Genomic DNA, 20871 nt, shown 5'->3' on the forward strand with positions numbered 1-20871 from the left:
CCGGTTTCCCAAGGGAAACCCGCTGTTTGCGTGCCTCACAATGCGATGGTTTTGGGGACTTGATGATGAAGAAGTATCTCTCGATGCTGCTGGTCGGCGTCACGGCATTGGTTGCAGTCAACGCGGCGCAGGCCGGTGCCATCGATGACGCGGTCAAGCGCGGCACGCTGAAAGTCGGCATGGACCCGACCTACATGCCGTTCGAAATGACCAATAAACGTGGCGAGATCATCGGCTTCGAAGTCGACATCCTCAAAGCCATGACCAAGGCCATGGGCGTCAAGCTGGAACTGGTGTCCACCGGCTACGACGGCATCATCCCGGCGTTGCTCACCGACAAGTTCGACATGATCGGCAGCGGCATGACCCTGACCCAGGAACGCAACCTGCGCCTGAACTTCAGCGAACCGTTCATTGTGGTCGGCCAGACGCTGCTGATCCGCAAGGAGCTGGAAGGCACCATCAAGTCCTATAAAGACCTGAACACCGCCGACTACCGCATCACCTCCAAGCTAGGTACCACTGGCGAGATGGTCGCCAAAAAACTCATCTCCAAAGCCAAGTACCACGGTTACGACAACGAGCAGGAAGCCGTGCTTGATGTGGTCAACGGCAAGGCCGACGCCTTCATCTACGACGCGCCTTACAACGTTGTGGCGGTGAACAAGGTCGGCAACGGCAAACTGGTATTCCTCGACAAGCCGTTCACCTATGAGCCTCTGGCTTTCGGCCTGAAGAAGGGCGACTACGACAGCATCAACTTCATCAACAACTTCCTGCACCAGATCCACGAAGACGGCACCTACGATCGCATCCATGACAAGTGGTTCAAGGACACCGCTTGGCTCAAGGACATGGAATAAGGCTCGGTCAGACAGACCACGTCGCTCCATTCGCGGGCAAGCCTCGCTCCTACAGGTGTCGTTCCCATGGCAAGCGTGAATCCTGTAGGAGCGAGGCTTGCCCGCGAAGACGGCCTCCCTCGCGACACAGAATTCGGAACCTTCAGACTCAATGAAACATAAAAAAGCCCAATGGCCATGGCACGTGTTGACGGTGCTGGTGCTGATCGGCCTGGCCGGCGCGTTGTATTACGCCACCTCGCTGATGTCCTACGAATGGCGCTGGAATCGCGTGCCGCAGTACTTCGCCTACCACGCCGAAGAATCCCAACGCGCGGCGGACATCTCCACCGTCAGCGAACTGGTGCGCAAAGGCGATAAAGCCGAAGTCACCCTGCGCAATGATGCCGGTGTCGAGCAGCACCTGACGGTCGACGACAACAGCCTGCAAGTCGCTCAAGGCGATGATGTGGCCGAAGGCGACGTGATTGGTGTCACCCGCCATTGGGCCGCAGGGCCACTGATGTGGGGCCTCTGGACCACCCTGTGGTTGTCCATGGTGTCTGGCGTGCTTGGTCTGCTGATCGGCCTGGCCACCGGGCTGTGCCGTCTGTCGAACAACCCGACCCTGCGCGACCTCTCGACGATCTACGTCGAACTGGTGCGCGGTACGCCGCTACTGGTGCAGATTTTCATTTTCTACTTCTTCATTGGCACCGTGATGAATCTTTCCCGGGAGTTCGCCGGGATCGCCGCGCTGTCGCTGTTCACCGGTGCCTACGTGGCAGAGATCATCCGTTCCGGCGTGCAATCGATTGCACGGGGTCAGAACGAAGCCGCGCGTTCGCTGGGCCTGAGTGCCGGTCAGTCGATGCGCCACGTGGTGCTGCCGCAAGCGTTCAAGCGCGTGCTGCCGCCGCTCGCAGGGCAGTTCATCAGTCTGGTCAAGGACACCTCGCTGGTGTCGGTGATTGCCATCACCGAACTGCTGAAAAGCGGTCGCGAAGTCATCACCACCTCGTTCTCGCCGTTCGAAATCCTGTTCTGCGTGGCCGGGCTGTACCTGTTGATCAACCTGCCGCTGTCGAAAATCGCCAGCCGGCTTGAGCGGAGGCTCGCGCAAAGTGATTGAAGTCCGCGATCTGGTAAAAGTCTTCGACACTCGCGGCCAAGTGGTTCGCGCGGTGGATAACGTCACCACTCAAGTGGCCAGGGGTGAAGTGCTGGTGGTGATCGGCCCGTCCGGTTCCGGCAAGTCGACCTTCCTGCGCTGCCTCAACGGCCTGGAAGAATTCGACTCGGGTTCGGTGAGCATCGACGGCTTGCAATTGGCCGACCCGAAAACCGACGTCAACGCCTACCGCCGCGAAGTCGGCATGGTGTTCCAGCATTTCAACCTGTTTCCCCACATGACCGTGCTGGAGAACCTCTGCCTGGCCCAGAAAGTCGTGCGCAAACGCGGCAAGAAGGAGCGCGAAGCCAAGGCCCTGGCGTTGCTGGAGAAGGTCGGTATCGCTCAGAAAGCCCACGAGTTTCCCTCACGCCTGTCCGGTGGTCAGCAACAGCGTGTGGCCATCGCCCGGGCATTGGCCATGGAGCCGAAGGTCATGCTGTTCGATGAGCCGACTTCGGCGCTCGACCCGGAAATGGTCGGTGAAGTGCTGGACGTGATGAAAACCCTGGCCGTGGAAGGCATGACCATGGTCTGCGTCACCCACGAAATGGGCTTCGCCCGGGAAGTGGCGGATCGGGTGCTGTTCTTCGATCACGGCAAACTGTTGGAAGATGCTTCACCGGCCGAATTCTTCGATGCGCCGAAGGATCCTCGGGCTCAGGCATTTTTGCGGCAGGTTTTGTAGCGTTAGCGCCTGTCAAGACGCCTTCGCGGGCAAGCCTCGCTCCTACAGTTTTGTGTCCTGCCCAATCCCTGCGGCAGACATCAATCCGTAGGATCGAGGCTTGCCCGCGAACGGCTCCCCTCGGTCCCAAGCGAACCGAGATCTGCGTATCACCTCAAACCTTGAACTTGCCCACCAGCATCTGCAAATGCGTCCCCAACCGCGCCAGCTCGACGCTGGAAGCCGCGGTCTCTTCACTGGCGGCCGAGGTCTGCTCGGACACGTCACGCACGTTCAGCACACTGCGGTTGATCTCTTCGGCCACCGCACTCTGTTGCTCGGCAGCAGCAGCGATTTGCTGGTTCATCGACTGGATCGCCGACACAGTGCGGGTGATGCTTTCCAGCGAGCCACCGGCGCGGCGGGTCAGTTCGACGCTGCTGTCGGTCAGGGTGCGGCTGTTGTCCATGATGGTCGCGACTTGCTGAGTGCCGTTTTGCAGGCCGACGATCAGCTCTTCGATTTCTTCGGTGGACTTCTGGGTGCGCTGGGCCAGGCTGCGGACTTCGTCGGCGACCACCGCAAAACCGCGTCCGGCCTCACCGGCACGGGCGGCTTCGATGGCGGCGTTGAGTGCCAGCAGGTTTGTTTGCTGGGCCACGGATTTGATCACGTCGAGCACGCTGCCGATCTTGTCGCTTTCGCGTTTCAGATCGCCCATGGCGGCGGTGGAGTTGCCGACTTCGAGGGCCAGGCGCTCGATCTGGGCGATGGCTTCGCCGACCACCTTGTCACCCTCGCGAGCCTGCTGGTCGGCGGCGACGGCGGCTTCAGACGCTTCCTCGGCGTTGCGCGCGACTTCCTGTACGGTGGCGGTCATTTCATGCATGGTGGTGGCCACCTGATCGGTTTCGACCTTCTGGCTGTTGACCCCGGCGCTGGTCTGCTCGGTGACGGCAGACAATTCTTCAGCGGCGCTGGCGATTTGTGTCACGCCATCGCTGATGCCGCCGATCAGGTTCCGCAGGCTGACGACCATCCGCTGCAGGGTGCTTTGTAATTGACCCAGCTCGTCGCGGCGAGTGACCTCAAGGTTATGGCTCAGGTCGCCCGAGGCGACACGTTCGACTGCAGTCAAAGTCTGTCGCAGTGGAACGACGATCTGCCGCGTAATGACCCAGGCAGCGAGCAGGCCAAACGCTAACGCCAAGACGGTCACAATGATCAGCGTGTTTTTCGCTTGGACCGTCTCTTGATCACGCATCTCGGTTTGCGAGCGGATCATTTGTGCGCTCAGGTCATTCAAACGGATGTCTTGATCCACCATCTTCTTGAGGGCTGTGGCGCTGGCCACCTGCGAGTCGCGGAACTGGCTGACAGCGGCGCGGTAGCCCTTCAGCGATTCGGTGGCTTGTTGCAGGTTGGCGGTGTGCTGTTCCGGCAGTTTTCCCGGGAGGCTTTCAAGGTTTTTCAGGGCGTTGTCGATGGCATCCAGCGCCGGTTGCTCGGCTTCGGCCTTGCCGCTGTAGGTGTAACCACGAACCTGGAAGCGTGCTTGCTGGATCAGCTTGCTCAGCTCGACCACGCTGTTGAATTGATCGACGCTGTCTCCTTGTAGCAAGGACTTTTCGACTTCTGTGACCCTGGCCACGGCGCTGTCGGCGGTAGCGCCGAGCTTGGATCGGGCCGATTCGCGGTTCTGTGTCGCTTGAGTTATGTCGGCAAAGGCGCGTTTGTACTCGCCGATGGCGGCCAGTTGCTGATTGAGCATTTCCTGGTTCGAGGGGAGCACAAACAGTTTGAGGGCGATCTGTACGCCATCATCGAGCTTGCCCAAGAGTTCGCTGACGACTGCCGGGCCTTGTTCGCCACGGCGCATTTCGTAGTCGAGACGGGCGATTCGCAAATCCTTGCTCAACTCGTTGAGATTGACGATGTGACTCTGCTTGTCTGCGCGACTGATCACACTGCTCAGGCTATTCCAGCCAGTAAAGGTGATCAGGAGAGTCATGAGCAGCACGAGGCCAAAGCCGACACCCAGCTTGCGATTGACGCTTACGTTTCCCAGTTTCTCGGCCAGCCATCGGTACATGCTGCTACTCCCTCGGACCATTTGTCGGTTTTATGGAGACTGTATCGGCAGGCTGGTAGGAATCTGTAGGCGAGTAAACACTTGTGGCGAGGGAGCTTGCACCCGCTTGGGCGCGAAGCGGCCACCGCTTTTTTCCAGCAAGACCGCATTCACCGGTTTTACGACTGCTTCGCAGTCGAGCGGGAGCAAGCTCCCTCGCCACAGGGTAAGTGTCTGGGGTTAGAAGAGGCGTGCCAGCAGCGCCGTGACTGCGGTTTCGACCCGCAAGATGCGCTCACCGAGCTGCACCGGTTGCAGGCCGGCCTTGGCCAGCAGGTCGATTTCGTAGGGAATCCATCCGCCTTCGGGGCCGATGGCCAGGGTCACGGGTTCGTCCAGGCCGCGAGGGCAGGGCGGGTAGTTACCGGGGTGACCGACCAGGCCGAGGGTGCCTTCGGTGATCGCTGGCAGACGGTCTTCAACAAAAGGCTTGAAGCGCTTCTCGATGACGACCTGCGGCAGCACGCTGTCCCGGGCCTGTTCAAGCCCCAGGATCAATTGCTCACGAATCGCTTCCGGCTCCAGGAACGGGGTTTGCCAGAAGCTCTTTTCGACGCGATAGCTGTTCACCAGCACGATTCGCGGTACACCCATGGCGGCCACAGTCTGGAACACTCGACGGAGCATTTTCGGTCGTGGCAGAGCCAGCACCAAAGTCAGTGGCAGCTTGGCCGGTGGCGGCTGGTCGAGGGTGACGCGCAACTCGGCTTCATCGGTGTCCAGGCGCAGCAATTCGGCCGAGCCCATCAGCCCGCCAATACGCCCGACCCGCAGGCTGTCGCCGACAACGGAACGATGGACTTCCTGCATATGAGTCAACCGGCGATCGCGCAGGATCGCCCGGTCGGCCGCAATGAAGTCGGCCTCTTCCAGAAGCAGCAGGTTCACGCTTGGGTCGCTGGCGGCTGGTCGTTGTGATCGTCAGCCGGCTGGTCGTCCGGATGGTCACCACGCTTGCTGATCAGGCTGCCGAACAAGATGCCGATTTCGAACAGCAACCACATCGGGACGGCCAACAGTGTCTGCGAGAAGATGTCCGGCGGCGTCAGGATCATGCCGACCACGAAGCAGCCGATGATCACGTATGGGCGGATTTTCTTCAGGTAAGCGACATTGACCACGCCGATCCACACCAACAGCACCACGGCCACCGGAATCTCGAACGCTACGCCGAAGGCGAAGAATAGCGTCATGACGAAATCGAGGTAGCTGGTGATGTCAGTCATCATTTCCACGCCGGCCGGGGTGGCCGCGGCGAAGAATTTGAAGATCAGCGGGAACACCAGGAAATAGGCGAAGGCCATGCCGGTGTAGAACAGCAAAATGCTGGAGACCAGTAACGGCACGGCGATGCGCTTTTCATGCTTGTACAGTCCAGGAGCGATGAAGCCCCAGATCTGGTGCAGGATCACCGGGATCGCCAGGAACAGCGAGACCATCATGGTCAGTTTCAGCGGCGTCAGGAACGGCGACGACACGTCGGTGGCGATCATCGTCGCGCCGGCCGGCAGATACTGGCGCAGCGGCGTGGAGACGAAGGTGTAGATCTGCTGGGTGAAGGCGAACAACCCGGCGAAGATGATGAAGATCGCCGCTACGCAGCGCAGCAGACGGGTACGCAACTCGGTGAGGTGCGAAACCAGCGGCATGTGCTGGTCGTTTTCAGGGAGATTAGGGCCTGTCATCGGTCATTTCCTGTGTCGCGCCGGGCCTGTATTTGCGCAGGGCAAGGCGCGAGGAGCGTAGTTTGGCGTTTCAAATAAGCGACGAGTAACGCAGCCCTGCGCAAATACAGGCCGGCCCTCCGGGTTGTGCCTGAAAGCGGGCCAGGCTGCGTTGTAGTCCTTGGAAAGGGAGCAACCATTCCCTGCGGCCTACGCCTTGCCTGGCCCGCTTTCAGGCGACAACGCGACACAGGAAATGACCGATGACAGGCCCTTATCATGGGGCTCGCGGCGGCAATGTTGGGTCGTGAGGGGCTGGCGCAACAGGCGTAGCCGCAGGAGGAACAGGTTCTACCGGAGTAGCAGGTTCAGCGACTGCAACCACCGGCGTAGCGTCAGCCGCTGGCGCATGAATCGTCTGCGTCGCTACAGGTTCCACCGGTGTCGGCTCCTGCTGAGTCGGCGTGAAAATCTTCCGCGCCTCCTGCTCCAGGGACAGAATGTGCTCGTTGTGCAGTTGCCGGCGAATCTCGTCGGCACCGATTTCACGTTCAACTTCCTGTTTGATCGCGTTGAAGCTGCGCTTCAGCCGCCCGACCCACAGGCCGGCGGTGCGCGCAGCGCCCGGCAGGCGCTCGGGGCCCAGCACCAGCAGGGCGACGAGGCCGACGAGCAGCAGTTCAGAGAAGCTGATACCAAACATTAGTCAGTGCTCATACGTCTTTGCGGGTCGGCTCTTCGACTTTTTGCGCCTGCACGTCGATGGTGTGCGGCGGGTTCACAGACGTTGTGGCCTGTGGCTGGGCAGGCGGAACCGGTTGGGCCGGGGTCGCTGTCGGGTCGGCCGGTTTCTCGTCGTCGTTCATGGCCTTGCGAAAGCCCTTGATCGATTCGCCCACGTCAGTGCCGAGGTTTTTCAGTTTCTTGGTGCCGAACACCAGCACCACGACAACCAGGATGACGATCCAGTGTTTCCAGTCAAAAATGCCCATGTTGCGTTCCTCTCTAATAGTTGTTCAGGCGGACGGGCGAGAGGCTTTCTCTGCGTGTCCGGACAGACCGAAGCGACGGTCCAGTTCATCGAGCACAGCCTGTGGATGCTGCCCCAGTTGGGCGAGCATGACCATACTGTGGAACCACAAATCGGCGGTTTCATAGATCACATCGCTGCAGTCACCGCTGATGGCGGCATCCTTGGCGGCAATGATGGTTTCGACCGACTCTTCGCCGACTTTTTCCAGAATCTTGTTCAAGCCCTTGTGATACAGGCTGGCGACATACGAGCTGTCGGCGGCGGCGCCTTTGCGCTCTTCCAGCACTTGGGCCAGACGGGTCAGGGTGTCACTCATGTTTGTGTCCTGCGGAGTAGATAGCGTGCGGGTCTTTCAGAACCGGGTCGACGGTTTTCCAGTCGCCATTCTCGAAGACGCGGTAGAAGCAGCTCTGACGGCCGGTATGGCAGGCGATGTCGCCGATCTGCTCGACCATCAGGATGATCACGTCGGCGTCACAGTCCAGGCGCATCTCATGCAGGGTTTGCACATGGCCGGACTCTTCGCCCTTGCGCCACAGCTTGCCACGGGAACGTGACCAGTAAATGGCACGGTTCTCGGCGGCGGTCAATTCCAGTGCTTCGCGGTTCATCCAGGCCATCATCAGGACGCGTCCGGTCTTGTGATCCTGGGCAATCGCCGGCACCAGGCCATCGGCGTCCCACTTGATCTCGTCCAGCCAGTTTTTCATCTTCGACTCCGACAGCGGGCTCTACTTCAATAGCTGAGCCCAAGCGTTGAAACAGTGTGCCAGCCGATCATCCAACTGGCTATCGGCGAACGACCAGATACAAACCGACGGCCACCATGATTCCGGCGGGCCAGTGCCCCAGTTCGTTCAACGGGCCACCGGCGGCGAGTATCGTACCTCCGGCCAAATGAGCGGTGCCAAGCAGACGCAGGAACCAGTCGTCCTTGCGCTTGTGCCAAGGGGGCGGCGGGTCGTTGGCGTGGGGCTGGGACATGCGCTCAAGCAGGTCGCGGGCCATGTTGGCCAGGTGCGGGATCTGCTCGAACTGGCTCTGCACGTTGCCGATCAAGGCTTTGGGGCTGACGCGCTCGCGCATCCAGCGTTCGAGGAACGGCTGGGCGGTGTTCCACAGATCGAGGTCCGGGTACAGCTGACGGCCGAGACCTTCGATGTTCAACAGGGTTTTTTGCAGCAAGACCAACTGCGGCTGCACTTCCATGTTGAAGCGTCGAGCGGTCTGGAACAGGCGCATCAGCACCTGACCGAAGGAAATATCTTTTAACGGTTTTTCGAAGATCGGCTCGCACACCGTGCGGATCGCCGCTTCGAATTCGTTGAGTTTGGTTTCCGCCGGCACCCAGCCAGAATCGATGTGCAACTGCGCGACACGACGATAATCACGTTTGAAGAATGCGAACAGGTTGCGCGCCAGATAGTCCTGGTCTTCCGGGGTCAGGCTGCCGACGATGCCGCAGTCGATCGCAATGTACTGCGGGCTCCACGGTTGCACGGTGCTGACGAAGATGTTGCCGGGGTGCATATCGGCGTGGAAGAAACTGTCGCGGAACACCTGGGTGAAGAAGATCTCCACGCCACGCTCGGCGAGCATTTTCATATCGGTGCGCTGGTCGGCCAAGGTCGCGAGGTCGGTGACCTGGATCCCGTAGATGCGCTCCATCACCAACACTTTCGGCCGGCACCAGTGCCAATAGACTTGTGGCACATAGAGCAGCGGAGAGCCTTCGAAATTGCGCTTTAACTGGCTGGCGTTAGCCGCCTCGCGCAACAGGTCGAGTTCGTCGTAGATGGTTTTTTCGTAGTCTTGGACCACGTCCACCGGGTGCAGCAGACGGGCATCGGCCGAGAGCTTTTCGGCGGCCCGGGCGAGGATGAACAGCCACGCCAGATCCTGCGCGATGATCGGTTTGAGGCCCGGGCGGATCACCTTGACCACCACTTCTTCGCCGGTTTTCAGCTGCGCGGCATGCACTTGCGCCACCGAGGCCGAGGCCAGTGGTTCGACGTCGAAACGGCTGAACACTTCACTGATCTTTTTGCCGAGCTGCTCTTCGATCAGCCGGACCGACACTTGCGAGTCGAATGGCGGCACGCGGTCCTGCAACATCATCAGTTCATCGGCGATGTCTTCGGGCAGCAGGTCGCGACGCGTCGAGAGGATCTGGCCGAACTTGATGAAAATCGGCCCCAGGTCCTGCAGCGCCAGGCGCAATCGCGCGCCACGGCTCAGGTCCAGCGGCTTGCGCGGGAACCAGCGCCAAGGCAAGGCATAGCGCAGCGCCAGCAGAAACCAGGGCAGCGGCAGGGCGAACAGCAGGTCATCGAGGCGGTAGCGGATCACGACGCGCTGGATGCGCAACAAACGGCGGACGGCAAGCAGCTTCATGCGTTATCGCTTGGGTCGAGGGATCGGGAAAGGCGCTCGAAACGCGCCTCGAGACGTTCCAGATCGAGCTTGATCTGGTCCAGTTCATTGAAACGGGCTTGGGCTTCGCGTTGACCGACGAGGGTGCGTGATTCTTCGGCCAGGTATTCGCCCAGATTCTGGTTCAGGCTGGCGAACCCTTGCTGATACCAGCGTGCGCGACTGCGCAGGTGACCGCCGACCAGTTGCGTGGCCACAGGTCCCAGCACGCGTGCGAGTTCGTACTCCCAGTCCAGTTCGAGGTCCTGAAGGATCGCCGCCAGTTCCAGCAGCACGCCGCTGTCGCCGTCGAGTTCGACCTCCGGGGCATGCAGGACCGAGGCCTTGTCCTTGCTCGTCGCCAGCTTCAGCAGGCTTGAGGCCGGCGCACGCAAGGTGCAGTCGGCGCCGGTTTCCCACTGGGACGCCAGCATCAAGCCTTCGTCGCTGGGCAGGATGAACACTTGCAACGCCGGGCTGCGACAGTCGACGGCAATCACCTTGCCACCCAAATGCGCCAGCCGCGGCAGGGCCGTGCTGTCGAGACGCAGCACCCGGTTCAGACCGAGCTCAACGCTGGCGAGCAGGCCGGCCAGCAGCATCAGGGCTTGATGCCGCGGTGCAGGGCGACGATGCCTGCGGTCATGTTGTGGTACGTCACGCGGTCGAAACCGGCCTCGACCATCATCGACTTCAGGGTTTCCTGATTCGGGTGCATGCGGATCGATTCGGCCAGGTAGCGATAGCTTTCCGAATCATTGGTGATCAGCTTGCCCATCAACGGCATGAAGGCGAACGAATAGGCGTCGTAGGCTTTGGACATCAGCGCGTTGGTCGGCTTGGAGAACTCCAGCACCAGCAAACGGCCGCCCGGTTTCAGCACGCGCAACATCGAGCGCAGGGCATCTTCTTTGTGCGTCACGTTGCGCAGGCCGAAAGCGATGGTCACGCAGTCAAAATGATTGTCCGGGAACGGCAGCTTTTCAGCATCGGCCTGGACGAATTCGACGTTGCCGGACACGCCCAGATCCAGCAGGCGGTCACGACCGACCTTGAGCATGGATTCGTTGATGTCGGCCAGAACGACCTGACCGGTAGGGCCAACCAGGTGTGAGAATTTCCTGGTCAGGTCGCCAGTGCCGCCGGCAATGTCCAGCACACGGTTACCGGTGCGCACACCCGACAGTTCGATTGCGAAACGCTTCCACAGACGGTGCATGCCGCCCGACAGGAGGTCGTTCATCAGGTCGTACTTGGCCGCTACCGAGTGGAAAACCTCAGCGACTTTTTCCGCTTTCTGGCTTTCCGGAACGTTTTTGAAGCCGAAGTGAGTGGTGGGTTCGGCATCGCTGCCTTTGCGCTGATCAGTCATATCGCTGTCACCAAAAGAGAATGCGGGACATTCTAATCCCGGTGGCCTGCTTTGTCTTGGCAAGGCTGAAGGTAAGATAGGCAACCACCCGGACGTTTTGACGCAGCAACGGTCAAGATGCTTCAGGAAGTATTCATAAAGCAGGAGTCATTCGATGGCCCGTATTAGTGTTGAGCGCGCCCACGTCCTGGGTAAGGACGCGGCCCGCGAGAAGGCCGACAAGTTGGCGCAGAAATTGTCCGAACAATATGGCCTGGAACCGCAGTGGTCCGGCGACACCCTGAATCTCAGACGCTCGGGTGTAAAAGGGGCGGTGTATGTGGGCGAGGACTCGATCAAGGTCGATGTCGAACTGGGCCTGTTGATGTCCGCCATGAGTGGCACCATCAAATCGGAAATCGAAAGGGCGCTCGATAAAGCACTGACCTGATCCACTTCCATCTGTGAAATGCGGTCCCTGTGGGAGCGAGCCTGCTCGCGAAAGCGGTCTTTCAGTCGACATCAATGTTGAATGTGCCTGCCTCTTCGCGAGCAGGCTCGCTCCCACATTTGTTTGTGGTGTGCCCAAAGGTTTATGTCACTTGTTAGGGTGCCGTTTCTAATTATTCTCACTACTTTGTGCCTGAGCCCGACTCTTTGCGGGCAGTTCCTCGACCCTTCTGCGCGTGAGGTGCACCATGGCCAAAGTTATTTTGAAGAAAAAAGTCGACGTTGAAACTAACGCCCTGGGCGACGTCAAATCGTATGCCCGCAAGATCTGGCTCGCTGGCCTGGGTGCTTACACCAAGGTCGGTCAAGAGGGTAGCGAGTACGTTCAAGAGTTGATAAAAGCTGGTCAAGCTGTTGAAAAGAAAGGCAAAAAAATCGTCACTGAAAAACTTGAAGCGGCCAATGCCGAGATCGACGAAGCCAAGAGTGAAGTGAGCACTTTCAAAGGCAAAGTCGAACTTCAACTCGACAAAGTCGAAAGGGCTTTCGATACACGTATCGCAAGTGCCTTGAATCGTATCGGCATTCCGTCTAAACATGACGTTGAGACACTCTCTGCTAAGCTCGATGAGCTGACGGCATTGCTCGAACGTGTCGCGCGTAAATCTTAAGGAGAACGGGATGGCTGGTAAAAAGAATACTGAAAAAGAAGGCAGCTCGTGGATCGGGAAGGTCGAAGACTACTCCCGCAAGATCTGGCTGGCTGGTTTAGGCGTGTACTCGAAGATCGACACTGACGGCAGCAAGCTCTTCGATACATTGGTTAAGGACGGCGAGAAAGCCGAGAAGCTCACCAAAAGCGCTGTCGGTAAAAAAGTCGATGCCGCCAAGGATTCCGCTTCGTCGGCCAAGTCGCGCATCAGCGGCGTGAAAGATCGCGCGTTGGGCAAATGGGATGAGCTGGAAGGGGCTTTCGACAAGCGCCTGAACAGTGCCATTTCGCGCCTGGGCGTACCAAGCCGCAATGAGGTCAAGGCACTGCACAGCAAGGTCGATACCCTGACCAAGCAAATCGAAAAACTCACCGGTGCCAAGGTTGCGCCTGTTGCGGCGAAAACCGCGGCAGCCAAACCGGCAGCCAAAAGCACTGCCAAACCATTGACCAAGGCTGCCGCTAAACCGGCTACCAAAACTGCCGCGGCGAAACCTGCAGCCAAAGCGGCCGCAAAACCAGCCGCAAAACCGGCGGCCAAACCTGCAGCTAAAACCGCAGCGGCCAAACCCGCTGCAGCGAAGAAGCCAGCAGTGAAAAAGCCGGCAGCCCCGAAAGCGGCTGCACCGAAACCAGCAGCGGCTGCCGCCAAACCGGCAACCCCGGTCAGCACGGCGAACTCCGCCACTGCGCCGACCCCTGCTGTAACCCCGACTGCCGCGCCAGCTCCATCGACGCCAACCAGTCAGTCCTGATTTTCAGGACTCAAAAAAACGCCCGGCCTGCGAAGGTCGGGCGTTTTTGTTTGTGCATGGATTCTAGAAAGCACCACAAATCCAATGTGGGAGCGGCGGTGCGGCGATCCGACTTGCTCCTGTAGGAGCCAGGCTTGCCGGCGAACCAGCCGCCTCGGTCCATCAGGAATACCGCGTTATCGTTCTTCGCGGGCAAGTCGGATCGCCGCACCGCTCGCTCCTACAGGGTCAGATGCGATCCAGCGGATTCGCCTGACTGAACGACTCGGGCATTGGCTGCCCAATTCGGTCATGCATTAATCGCCGCTCCCACAGGGTTAGTCGTGCTCTTCGAGGTACTGCAGCGCCAACCGCTCGGTTGCGACTTTCACCGGCGGCAGCAAGTGTGGCGCCACCAGCATCATGATCTGATACACCACCAGTCGCACTTCACCTTCACGGTCGAGAATCCGCTGATAGTCCAGCGAGAACAGCAACGTCATGGTGATTTGTTCCACCAGCTGCCCCAGCGCCTGGGTGTCACTGACCAACTGACCTTGAGCTTTCAACTGTGCCAGCAATGAGGCCAGTGTGCGCTTCAACGCATTGAGCAGGTTGCGTATCCCCTTGGCCAGTTTCGGCAGGCGGCCGGCAAGGTTCGACAGGTCCTGGAACAGAAACCGGTAGTGGGCCAGGCGTTCGATGATCAGGTGCAGGAACAGCCAGTAATCATCGGGCGCCAATTCCACATCCGACGGTGGATCGAGCAAGGGCGTCAGTTCGGCCTGGAAGCGCTCGAACAGCCCGAGGATCAGTGGTTCCTTGCCATGGAAGTGGTAGTAGAGGTTACCCGGGCTGATGCCCATTTCATTGGCCACTTCCATGGTGGACACGTTCGGTTCGCCCTTCTGATTGAACAACTGCAGGGCACATTCGAGAATCCGGTCGCGGGTTTTCATCCAGTCTTCTTAATGGTCGAGTCATGCCACGGCCATTGGCGGCCGTGGTTCGTTGAACGTCAGCGCACGCGCACGTAAGTACCGGGTGCCGCCTCCATCGGTGGATAGTTCTGGTTGCCGAGGGGCATCTGGGTTTCACGTTGTGCGCCGGAGCGTTCCTGAATCCAGCCCAGCCATTGCGTCCACCAACTGCCTTCGACGCGCTTGGCGTCGTAATACCAGGCCCGCGGGTCGCTGCTCAGTTTCGGGTTCTCGACATAGTTGGCTTTCGAATTGTGGGGCGGGTTGAGAATGCTCTGGATATGCCCGCTGCTGGACAGCACGAAGCGCCGCTCGCCCCCCAGCAGTAATGTCGAGCGATACACCGCATCCCACGGGGTGATGTGATCGTTCATTCCGGCCACGCTGAAACTGTCGACGGTGACTTTCTGCAGGTCGATCGGTGTGCCGCACACTTCCAGCCCGCCAGGATGGTTCAGTGGGTTGTGCTTGAAGAAGTCCAGCAGGTCGCCATGAAGCGCTGCCGGCAGGCGCGTGTTGTCATTGTTCCAGTAGAGGATGTCGAACGCCGGCGGCTCCTTGCCCAGCAGGTAGTTATTGACGAAGTAATTCCAGATCAAATCGTTGGGGCGCATCCAGGCAAAAACCCTGGACATGTCGCGACCTTCCAGAACGCCCTTCTGATACGAGCGGCGTTTGGCCGCTTCCAGCGTCTGTTCGTCGACGAAGAGGGTGGCCGGGCTGTCGATCTGACTGTCGAGCAGGCTGACCAGGTAGGTCGCGCTGGACACTCGCCGCAGCTGTCGCTTGGCCTGCAAGTGCCCTTGCAGCGCGGCAATGGTCAGCCCGCCAGCGCAAGCCCCCATCAGGTTGACCTCGCGAGCGCCGGTGATCGCCCGGCATACATTCATCGCTTCTTCGGCGGCTTCGACGTAAGACGACAGCCCCCATTCGCGATGACGCACATCGGGATTGCGCCAGCTGATAATGAATGTCTGCAAGCCGTTTTTCAGGGCGAACTGGACGAAGCTGTTGCCGGGGCTCAAGTCGAAAATGTAGTACTTGTTGATCTGTGGCGGCACGATCAGCAACGGTTTGGAATACTGTTTTTCGCTCATCGGCTTGTACTGGATCAGCTCCAGCAGCTCATTGCGAAACACCACGGAGCCAGTGGTGGTGGCGACTGTTTTGCCCACCTCGAACGCTTGTTTGGTCACTTGTCTGGGCAGGCCGTTGTTGTGCAGAAGGTCGTCGACCAGATGGCCGATACCCCGCACCAGACTGTGGCCACCGGAGTTGAAGATTTCCTTGATCGCCAGCGGATTGAGCGGGGTGTTGGACGGCGCCATGGCGTCGTTGATCAAGGCAAAGGCAAAGTGGGCGCGGGCGCGATCGTCCGGGCTCATGTTGCTCTCGTCGATCCAGCTTTTGATCTCTTTCTGCCAACTCAAATAGGCCTGCAAGCTGCGACGATAAAAAGGATTGAGGCTCCACGTCGGGTCGGCAAAGCGACTGTCCTGCGGGTTGGTCGGGTGCAGGGTTTCACCCAACAACACGCGGCCCAGCTGGCCGCCCAGCCTCAAGGCATGCCGGGCCGTGTACACCGGGTTGCGCAGGCCGTGGGTGGCCAGGCTGCGCAAGGTCGAAAGCAGATCCCGGCCGCGCAGACCGGTGACCGCACTCTGTGCATTGATGAATGCAGCGGGAGCGGGCAAAGAGCCCTTCGCTGGTTTGTCGCGCATGAGTTAACACTCCTTCGTCATCAGGCCAAAAACAAACACCCCGAACCAGAACACCATAGACGTTGTTGCGGGTTGTTGCTCGATACGGCGTCCTGCCGACCCTTTTTCATAAACAAAAGTCGGGTTCGGTTAACTGCCCGATGGCGTCGGATGCGGATGCATCACTGCGCGAAGACGTTCTTCCTCAAGAAACTTCATGATGATCGGTGCCACCGCTTCGGCCCGGGTAATCAAAAACAGATGGCCGTCGTCGATGATGTGCAGTTGGGCGTTGGGAATTCGCCAGGCCAGCATGCGCATATTGATCAGCGGGATCAGTGGGTCGTCGTCGCCGGCCAGCACCAGGGTCGGTTGGTGGATCTTGTGCAGCCAGTGAATACTGGTCCAGCCGAGGCCGGCGAACAGCTGCCAGTAGTACCCGAGTTTGCCTGCCGAGCGGACCCTGGCAGCGTGACTGGCAGCCAGGGTCGGATCGCGACGGAACGAGCCGCCATAGATCATCGGTGCGATGCGGATCACATGGGATGGCTGGATGTAGCGTCGTGGGCTGGCCATCATCCACAGTACTTTCGGCTTGCCCGGAACCATCACCGCGCCGGCCGCGGTGGCCGCCAGCACCAGCTTCTTGCAGCGCTCGGGATAGTCATAGGCGAACTGCTGCGCCAGAGCGCCGCCCCACGATACGCCAATCACGTTGACTTGCCCGTAATCGAGATAGTCGAGCATTCGCGCCGTGAGTTTCGCCAGGCCCGAAAAGCGGTACGGTCGGTTGGGAGTCGATGAGCCGCCGACACCGGGAACGTCGAAGGCGATGACTTCCAGGTCCGGATCCAAAGCCTGGACGAACGGGAATATCAGCTCCAGGTTGGCGCCGATGCCGTTGAAAATCAGCAAGGGCGTCAAGTGAGGCTTGCCGGGGCGTACCGCGGTGCGGAGGGTTTGCCCATCCAGGTTGACGGTACGAAATACGAACGGTTGCGGCATGCACGGAGCCCTGTAGGTTTAAACGCGGATCGAGCCGTCCCGGGCCGTCGCAGAATGTTCGAGGCTGGCCTCGGGGGTTATTGATAGAGATCGCGGCACCTCCCAGTGCCGCGGACTGCGAGTTATTTGCGGCTCAACGTTCATGCACGTAAGTGCCCGGCGACGCTTCACCCGCGGGATAGGCCTTGTTGCCAAGGTTGGCGGGGGATTTCTTCAGCTTGCCCGAACGCTCGGCCTGCCACGCCTGCCAATGCAACCACCAGGAGTCGGTGTGCTTGGTGGAGTTTTCCATCCAGTCCTCGGCCTTGACCGGCATGTCGGTGCTGGTCATGTAGCGCGCTTTCGGATTGCCCGGCGGGTTCAAAATGCTCTGGATATGCCCGCTGCTGGACAGCACGAACTCGATCTTGCCACCGAACAGTTGTGCCGACTTGTAGCAGGACTTCCACGGGGTGATGTGGTCGTTGGTGCCGGCCAGGGAAAAGATATCGGCAGTGACCTGTTTCAGGTCGATCGCTGTGCCGCACACTTCCAGTGCGTTGGGCCGAATCAGTGGGTTGTTTTTGAACATCTCGATCAGGTCGCCGTGGAACGCTGCAGGCAACCGAGTGGTGTCGTTGTTCCAGAACAGAATGTCGAAAACCGGCGGCTCATTGCCCAGCAGGTAGTTGTTGACCCAGTAGTTCCAGATCAGGTCGTTGGGGCGCATCCAGGCGAAGACTTTCGCCATGTCGCGGCCTTCCAGCACGCCGGCCTGGTAGGAATGGCGCTTGGCGGCCTCGAGGGTTTGTTCGTCGACGAACAGGGCCACATCGCTGTCGAGGGTGGTGTCCAGCACGCTGACCAGCAGCGTGAGGGCGTTGACCTTCTTCTCGCCGATCGCTGCGTAGTGACCCAGCAGGGCGGTGCAGGTGATGCCGCCGGAGCAGGCACCGAGCATGTTCACGTCTTTGCTGCCGGTAATCGCTGTGACCACGTCGACCGCTTCCTTGAGCGCTTCGATGTAGGTCGACAGACCCCACTCGCGCTGCTCTTTGGTCGGGTTGCGCCAGCTGACGATGAACGTCTGCACGTTGTTGCGCAGGCAGAAGCGCGCCAGGCTCTTGTCCGGGCTCAAGTCGAAAACATAGAACTTGTTGATCTGCGGCGGCACCACCAGCAGTGGGCGCTCATGCACCTGCTCGGTGATGGGTCGGTACTGGATCAGCTCCAGCACATCGTTGCGAAAGACCACCGCGCCTTCGGTCACGCCCAGGCTCTTGCCGACTTCGAACGCGCCCATGTTGACCTGGCTCGGCATGCCGCCGTTGTGCACCAGATCCTTGGCCAGATGGGAGAGGCCGTCGAGCAGGCTTTTGCCGCCGGTTTCGAAGAAGCGTTTGATCGCCGCCGGGTTGGCCGCCGTATTGGTCGGGGCCATGGCTTCGGTCATGAGGTTGACCACGAAATGCCCGCGAGCGACGTCCTTGGGCGAGAGGTTGCTGTCATCGATCCACGCGTGGAGTTCCTTGCGCCACGCCAGATATGTTTGCAAATAACGTTTGTAGAGCGGGTTCTGACTCCAGGCGGGGTCGAGGAAGCGACGATCATCGCTTTGCGGTTGAAGCTCGGATTTACCGAACAGCACGTTCTTGAGTTCGATGCCGAAATGGGCGACATGCCTGGCACTGTGGATGGGTTGTTTGATGGCTTGGGCCAGCACCATTCGGGCGGAGCCCAGAAGATCCTTTCTACGCAGTCCAACAACAGGATTCAGCCCCAAGGTATTTTCCGAAGCCTGAAATTTCAGGTCATCGTTATGCTTGTTACTCATCTACGACGCTCCATTGTCCTGAGACGAATACCTGAGTCCAGCTGTGTAGTCACACAGCACGCCAGGTACTACTGCTCGGGTGACTGTAAATTGCGCATCGCTGCTTTTTAGTTCAGAGAGCACTGCACGGAACTTGCCAGTTCCATTGGTTACCCGAGTTTGATTTTTTTCGCAAGCAGGCCAATCATCGACCCCCGTAGCCGAGCATTCAAACAGATGGAATTAGAAAATGCCCTCTAAATAGCCAGAGGCCTGACCTAGAGCATCAGCTTGACGACTGACTCATTCGGATCACGGGTCTTTCCTGCTGCTTTGAGTTCTGCAAGATAATCGTTCCAAAGATCTTCCTGGCGCACTGCCAGTTGGTACAGATATTCCCAAGTGAACAGGCCGCTGTCGTGGCCGTCGTCGAAGGTCAATTTCAGTGCGTACTGACCGGCCGGTTCAACCTTGCTCAGGCCTACGCCGATCTTGCCAAATTGCAGGATAGGTTTGCCGTGGCCCTGGACTTCAGCGGAAGGAGAGTGCACGCGAAGGAACTCGGCGCTCAGGTGATATTCCTCGCCGGACGCGTATTTGAGCGTCAGGGTTTTCGAGGCTTTGTGGAGTTTGATGTCGGTGGGGAGTTGGGTCGTCATGGGGCCGGTCGTCCGTTTTTATGGAGGCCCTGTGTCGACGGGTGACCTGTGGCGAGGGAGCTTGCTCCCGCTCGGCTGCGCAGCAGCCGTAAATCCGGCGAATGGGGTCTTGCTGATAAACCGCATCCGACGATTTTGGGGCCGCTTCGCGACCCAGCGGGAGCAAGCTCCCTCGCCACAGAAGCCCGCTCACACAGATTGAGACCTACAGGATATAACGGGACAGGTCTTCGTTCTGCGCCAATTCGCCCAAGTGACTGTTGACGTAATCGGCGTCGATCAGGATCGCCTTGTCCTCGTGGGTGCTGGCCAGATCACCGGCGCTGAACGACACCTCTTCGAGCAGGCGCTCGAGCAGGGTGTGCAGGCGACGAGCACCGATGTTTTCGGTTTTCTCGTTGACCTGCCAGGCGATCTCGGCGAGACGCTTGATGCCGTCCGGCAGGAATTCGATGAGAAGACCTTCGGTTTTCAGCAGTGCACAATACTGTTCGGTGAGCGATGCATGCGGTTCGCTGAGGATGCGCTCGAAATCTTCCGGGCTCAGGGCCTTGAGTTCGACACGAATCGGCAGGCGACCTTGTAGCTCCGGCACCAGATCGCTCGGCTTGCTCAGGTGGAACGCACCGGAGGCGATGAACAGGATGTGGTCGGTCTTGACCATGCCCAGTTTGGTGTTGACGGTGCAGCCTTCGATCAGCGGCAGCAAATCGCGCTGCACACCTTCACGGGACACGTCGACGCCACCGGAATTGCCGCGCTTGGCGACCTTGTCGATTTCGTCGATGAACACGATGCCGTGCTGCTCGACGGCTTCCAGGGCCTTGGCCTTCAACTCTTCTTCGTTGACCAGGCGACCGGCTTCTTCGTCGCGAACCAGTTTCAGCGCTTCCTTGACCTTGAGCTTGCGGTTTTTGCGCTTGCCCTTGCCCATGTTGGCGAACAGGCTCTGCAGCTGGTTGGTCATTTCTTCCATGCCCGGTGGCGCGGAGATATCGACGCCGGACACTTCGGCCACTTCGATTTCGATCTCCTTGTCATCCAGCTGACCTTCACGCAGGCGTTTGCGGAACAGCTGACGAGTGTTGGAGTCGGCCGACGGTGCGGAGTCCTCGTTGCTGAAGCCCATGCGTGCCGGTGGCAGCAAAGCGTCGAGGATGCGCTCTTCGGCGGCGTCTTCAGCGCGGTGGCGAACCTTGGTCATTTCCTGTTCGCGCAGCAGTTTTATCGCAGCGTCAGCCAGATCGCGAATGATCGATTCGACGTCGCGGCCGACGTAGCCCACTTCGGTGAACTTGGTCGCTTCGACTTTGATGAACGGCGCGTTGGCGAGCTTGGCCAGGCGACGGGCGATCTCGGTTTTACCGACACCGGTCGGGCCGATCATCAGGATGTTCTTGGGGGTGACTTCGACGCGCAGCTCTTCGGGCAGCTGCATCCGGCGCCAGCGGTTGCGCAAGGCGATGGCGACGGCGCGTTTGGCATCGTCCTGGCCGATGATATGGCGATTGAGTTCGTGGACGATTTCACGGGGGGTCATGGGCATAATAATTGGCGGTCCTCAAGCA

General features: G+C 59.5%; 22 protein-coding genes and 1 pseudogene. 6 read left to right on the forward strand and 17 right to left on the reverse strand.

The features are described 5' to 3' along the window. Positions 1-65: 65 nt before the first annotated feature. From ACA044_RS02050 to ACA044_RS02060, 3 genes are all read left to right on the forward strand, one after another. Positions 66-863, forward strand: a complete 798-nt coding sequence (locus ACA044_RS02050) for a transporter substrate-binding domain-containing protein (protein WP_007899288.1) — start codon at positions 66-68, stop codon at positions 861-863. A 151-nt stretch (positions 864-1014) separates the two neighbouring features. Beyond that, positions 1015-1974, forward strand: a complete 960-nt coding sequence (locus ACA044_RS02055) for an amino acid ABC transporter permease (protein WP_497444946.1) — start codon at positions 1015-1017, stop codon at positions 1972-1974. Further along, entirely contained in the window at positions 1967-2701 is a 735-nt protein-coding gene (locus ACA044_RS02060; protein WP_497444947.1) for an amino acid ABC transporter ATP-binding protein, read from the forward strand. The genes ACA044_RS02055 and ACA044_RS02060 overlap by 8 nt, the downstream gene beginning before the upstream one ends. A 154-nt stretch (positions 2702-2855) precedes the next feature. Here the strand turns inward: ACA044_RS02060 and ACA044_RS02065 are convergent, their stop codons facing one another. The 11 genes and pseudogenes from ACA044_RS02065 to ubiE form a co-directional block, all read right to left on the reverse strand. Then, complete coding sequence (locus ACA044_RS02065) at positions 2856-3719, reverse strand: methyl-accepting chemotaxis protein (RefSeq protein ID WP_497447150.1); 864 nt, start codon at positions 3717-3719, stop codon at positions 2856-2858. Further along, a pseudogene (locus tag ACA044_RS02070) lies at positions 3714-4793 on the reverse strand (methyl-accepting chemotaxis protein); the annotation flags it as partial. The gene ACA044_RS02065 and the pseudogene ACA044_RS02070, both read right to left, overlap by 6 nt. A 198-nt stretch (positions 4794-4991) precedes the next feature. Then, entirely contained in the window at positions 4992-5699 is a 708-nt protein-coding gene (locus ACA044_RS02075) for a 16S rRNA (uracil(1498)-N(3))-methyltransferase (RefSeq protein ID WP_497444948.1), read from the reverse strand. Continuing rightward, a complete protein-coding gene (gene tatC / locus ACA044_RS02080) occupies positions 5696-6496 on the reverse strand; it encodes a twin-arginine translocase subunit TatC (protein WP_497444949.1) in 801 nt (266 codons plus the stop codon). The genes ACA044_RS02075 and tatC overlap by 4 nt, the downstream gene beginning before the upstream one ends. Positions 6497-6752: 256 nt before the next feature. Next, positions 6753-7178 (reverse strand): Sec-independent protein translocase protein TatB, encoded by a 426-nt coding sequence (tatB, locus tag ACA044_RS02085; RefSeq protein WP_497444950.1) that lies wholly within the window; start codon positions 7176-7178, stop codon positions 6753-6755. A 10-nt stretch (positions 7179-7188) separates the two neighbouring features. Beyond that, positions 7189-7467 carry a twin-arginine translocase TatA/TatE family subunit gene (locus ACA044_RS02090; RefSeq protein ID WP_497444951.1) on the reverse strand — a complete coding sequence of 93 codons (279 nt, stop codon included), beginning with the start codon at positions 7465-7467 and terminating at the stop codon, positions 7189-7191. A gap of 24 nt (positions 7468-7491) precedes the next feature. Beyond that, the gene (locus ACA044_RS02095) at positions 7492-7824 is read right to left on the reverse strand and encodes a phosphoribosyl-ATP diphosphatase (RefSeq protein WP_007899279.1); all 333 of its coding nucleotides are present in this window, start codon (positions 7822-7824) and stop codon (positions 7492-7494) included. After that, complete coding sequence (gene hisI, locus ACA044_RS02100) at positions 7817-8218, reverse strand: phosphoribosyl-AMP cyclohydrolase (RefSeq protein ID WP_007909357.1); 402 nt, start codon at positions 8216-8218, stop codon at positions 7817-7819. The genes ACA044_RS02095 and hisI overlap by 8 nt, the downstream gene beginning before the upstream one ends. 79 nt (positions 8219-8297) lie before the next feature. Further along, the gene (gene ubiB, locus ACA044_RS02105) at positions 8298-9902 is read right to left on the reverse strand and encodes a ubiquinone biosynthesis regulatory protein kinase UbiB (protein ID WP_497444952.1); all 1605 of its coding nucleotides are present in this window, start codon (positions 9900-9902) and stop codon (positions 8298-8300) included. Next, the gene (locus ACA044_RS02110; RefSeq protein ID WP_497444953.1) at positions 9899-10522 is read right to left on the reverse strand and encodes a ubiquinone biosynthesis accessory factor UbiJ; all 624 of its coding nucleotides are present in this window, start codon (positions 10520-10522) and stop codon (positions 9899-9901) included. The genes ubiB and ACA044_RS02110 overlap by 4 nt, the downstream gene beginning before the upstream one ends. After that, positions 10522-11292, reverse strand: a complete 771-nt coding sequence (ubiE, locus tag ACA044_RS02115) for a bifunctional demethylmenaquinone methyltransferase/2-methoxy-6-polyprenyl-1,4-benzoquinol methylase UbiE (RefSeq protein ID WP_008005057.1) — start codon at positions 11290-11292, stop codon at positions 10522-10524. The genes ACA044_RS02110 and ubiE overlap by 1 nt, the downstream gene beginning before the upstream one ends. A gap of 154 nt (positions 11293-11446) precedes the next feature. Between ubiE and ACA044_RS02120 the strand changes: the two genes are divergently transcribed. The 3 genes from ACA044_RS02120 (at position 11447) to ACA044_RS02130 (ending at position 13188) form a co-directional block, all read left to right on the forward strand. Next, complete coding sequence (locus ACA044_RS02120; protein WP_497444954.1) at positions 11447-11722, forward strand: polyhydroxyalkanoic acid system family protein; 276 nt, start codon at positions 11447-11449, stop codon at positions 11720-11722. 247 nt (positions 11723-11969) lie between these two features. Beyond that, a complete protein-coding gene (locus tag ACA044_RS02125; protein WP_497444955.1) occupies positions 11970-12392 on the forward strand; it encodes a phasin family protein in 423 nt (140 codons plus the stop codon). Between the two features lie 10 nt (positions 12393-12402). Further along, on the forward strand, positions 12403-13188 hold the full coding sequence (locus ACA044_RS02130; protein WP_497444956.1) for a phasin family protein: 786 nt from the start codon (positions 12403-12405) through the stop codon (positions 13186-13188). Between the two features lie 317 nt (positions 13189-13505). Here ACA044_RS02130 and ACA044_RS02135 read toward each other — a convergent pair whose 3' ends face one another. The 6 genes from ACA044_RS02135 to hslU all read right to left on the reverse strand — a co-directional run bounded on the left by ACA044_RS02135 (position 13506) and on the right by hslU (position 20849). Then, positions 13506-14126, reverse strand: coding sequence for a TetR/AcrR family transcriptional regulator (locus ACA044_RS02135; RefSeq protein WP_258697947.1), 621 nt, complete (start codon positions 14124-14126; stop codon positions 13506-13508). Between the two features lie 59 nt (positions 14127-14185). Then, complete coding sequence (gene phaC, locus ACA044_RS02140) at positions 14186-15868, reverse strand: class II poly(R)-hydroxyalkanoic acid synthase (protein WP_497444957.1); 1683 nt, start codon at positions 15866-15868, stop codon at positions 14186-14188. A gap of 129 nt (positions 15869-15997) precedes the next feature. Then, a complete protein-coding gene (gene phaZ / locus ACA044_RS02145; protein ID WP_497444958.1) occupies positions 15998-16852 on the reverse strand; it encodes a poly(3-hydroxyalkanoate) depolymerase in 855 nt (284 codons plus the stop codon). Between the two features lie 133 nt (positions 16853-16985). Continuing rightward, positions 16986-18665 carry a class II poly(R)-hydroxyalkanoic acid synthase gene (gene phaC, locus ACA044_RS02150; RefSeq protein WP_497444959.1) on the reverse strand — a complete coding sequence of 560 codons (1680 nt, stop codon included), beginning with the start codon at positions 18663-18665 and terminating at the stop codon, positions 16986-16988. A 257-nt stretch (positions 18666-18922) separates the two neighbouring features. Next, on the reverse strand, positions 18923-19303 hold the full coding sequence (locus ACA044_RS02155) for a gamma-butyrobetaine hydroxylase family protein (protein WP_305424062.1): 381 nt from the start codon (positions 19301-19303) through the stop codon (positions 18923-18925). Positions 19304-19508: 205 nt separating this feature from the next. Beyond that, positions 19509-20849 (reverse strand): ATP-dependent protease ATPase subunit HslU, encoded by a 1341-nt coding sequence (gene hslU, locus ACA044_RS02160; protein WP_497444960.1) that lies wholly within the window; start codon positions 20847-20849, stop codon positions 19509-19511. Between the last annotated feature and the right edge of the window lie 22 nt (positions 20850-20871).

Source organism: Pseudomonas sp. LBUM1673, assembly GCF_059695645.1.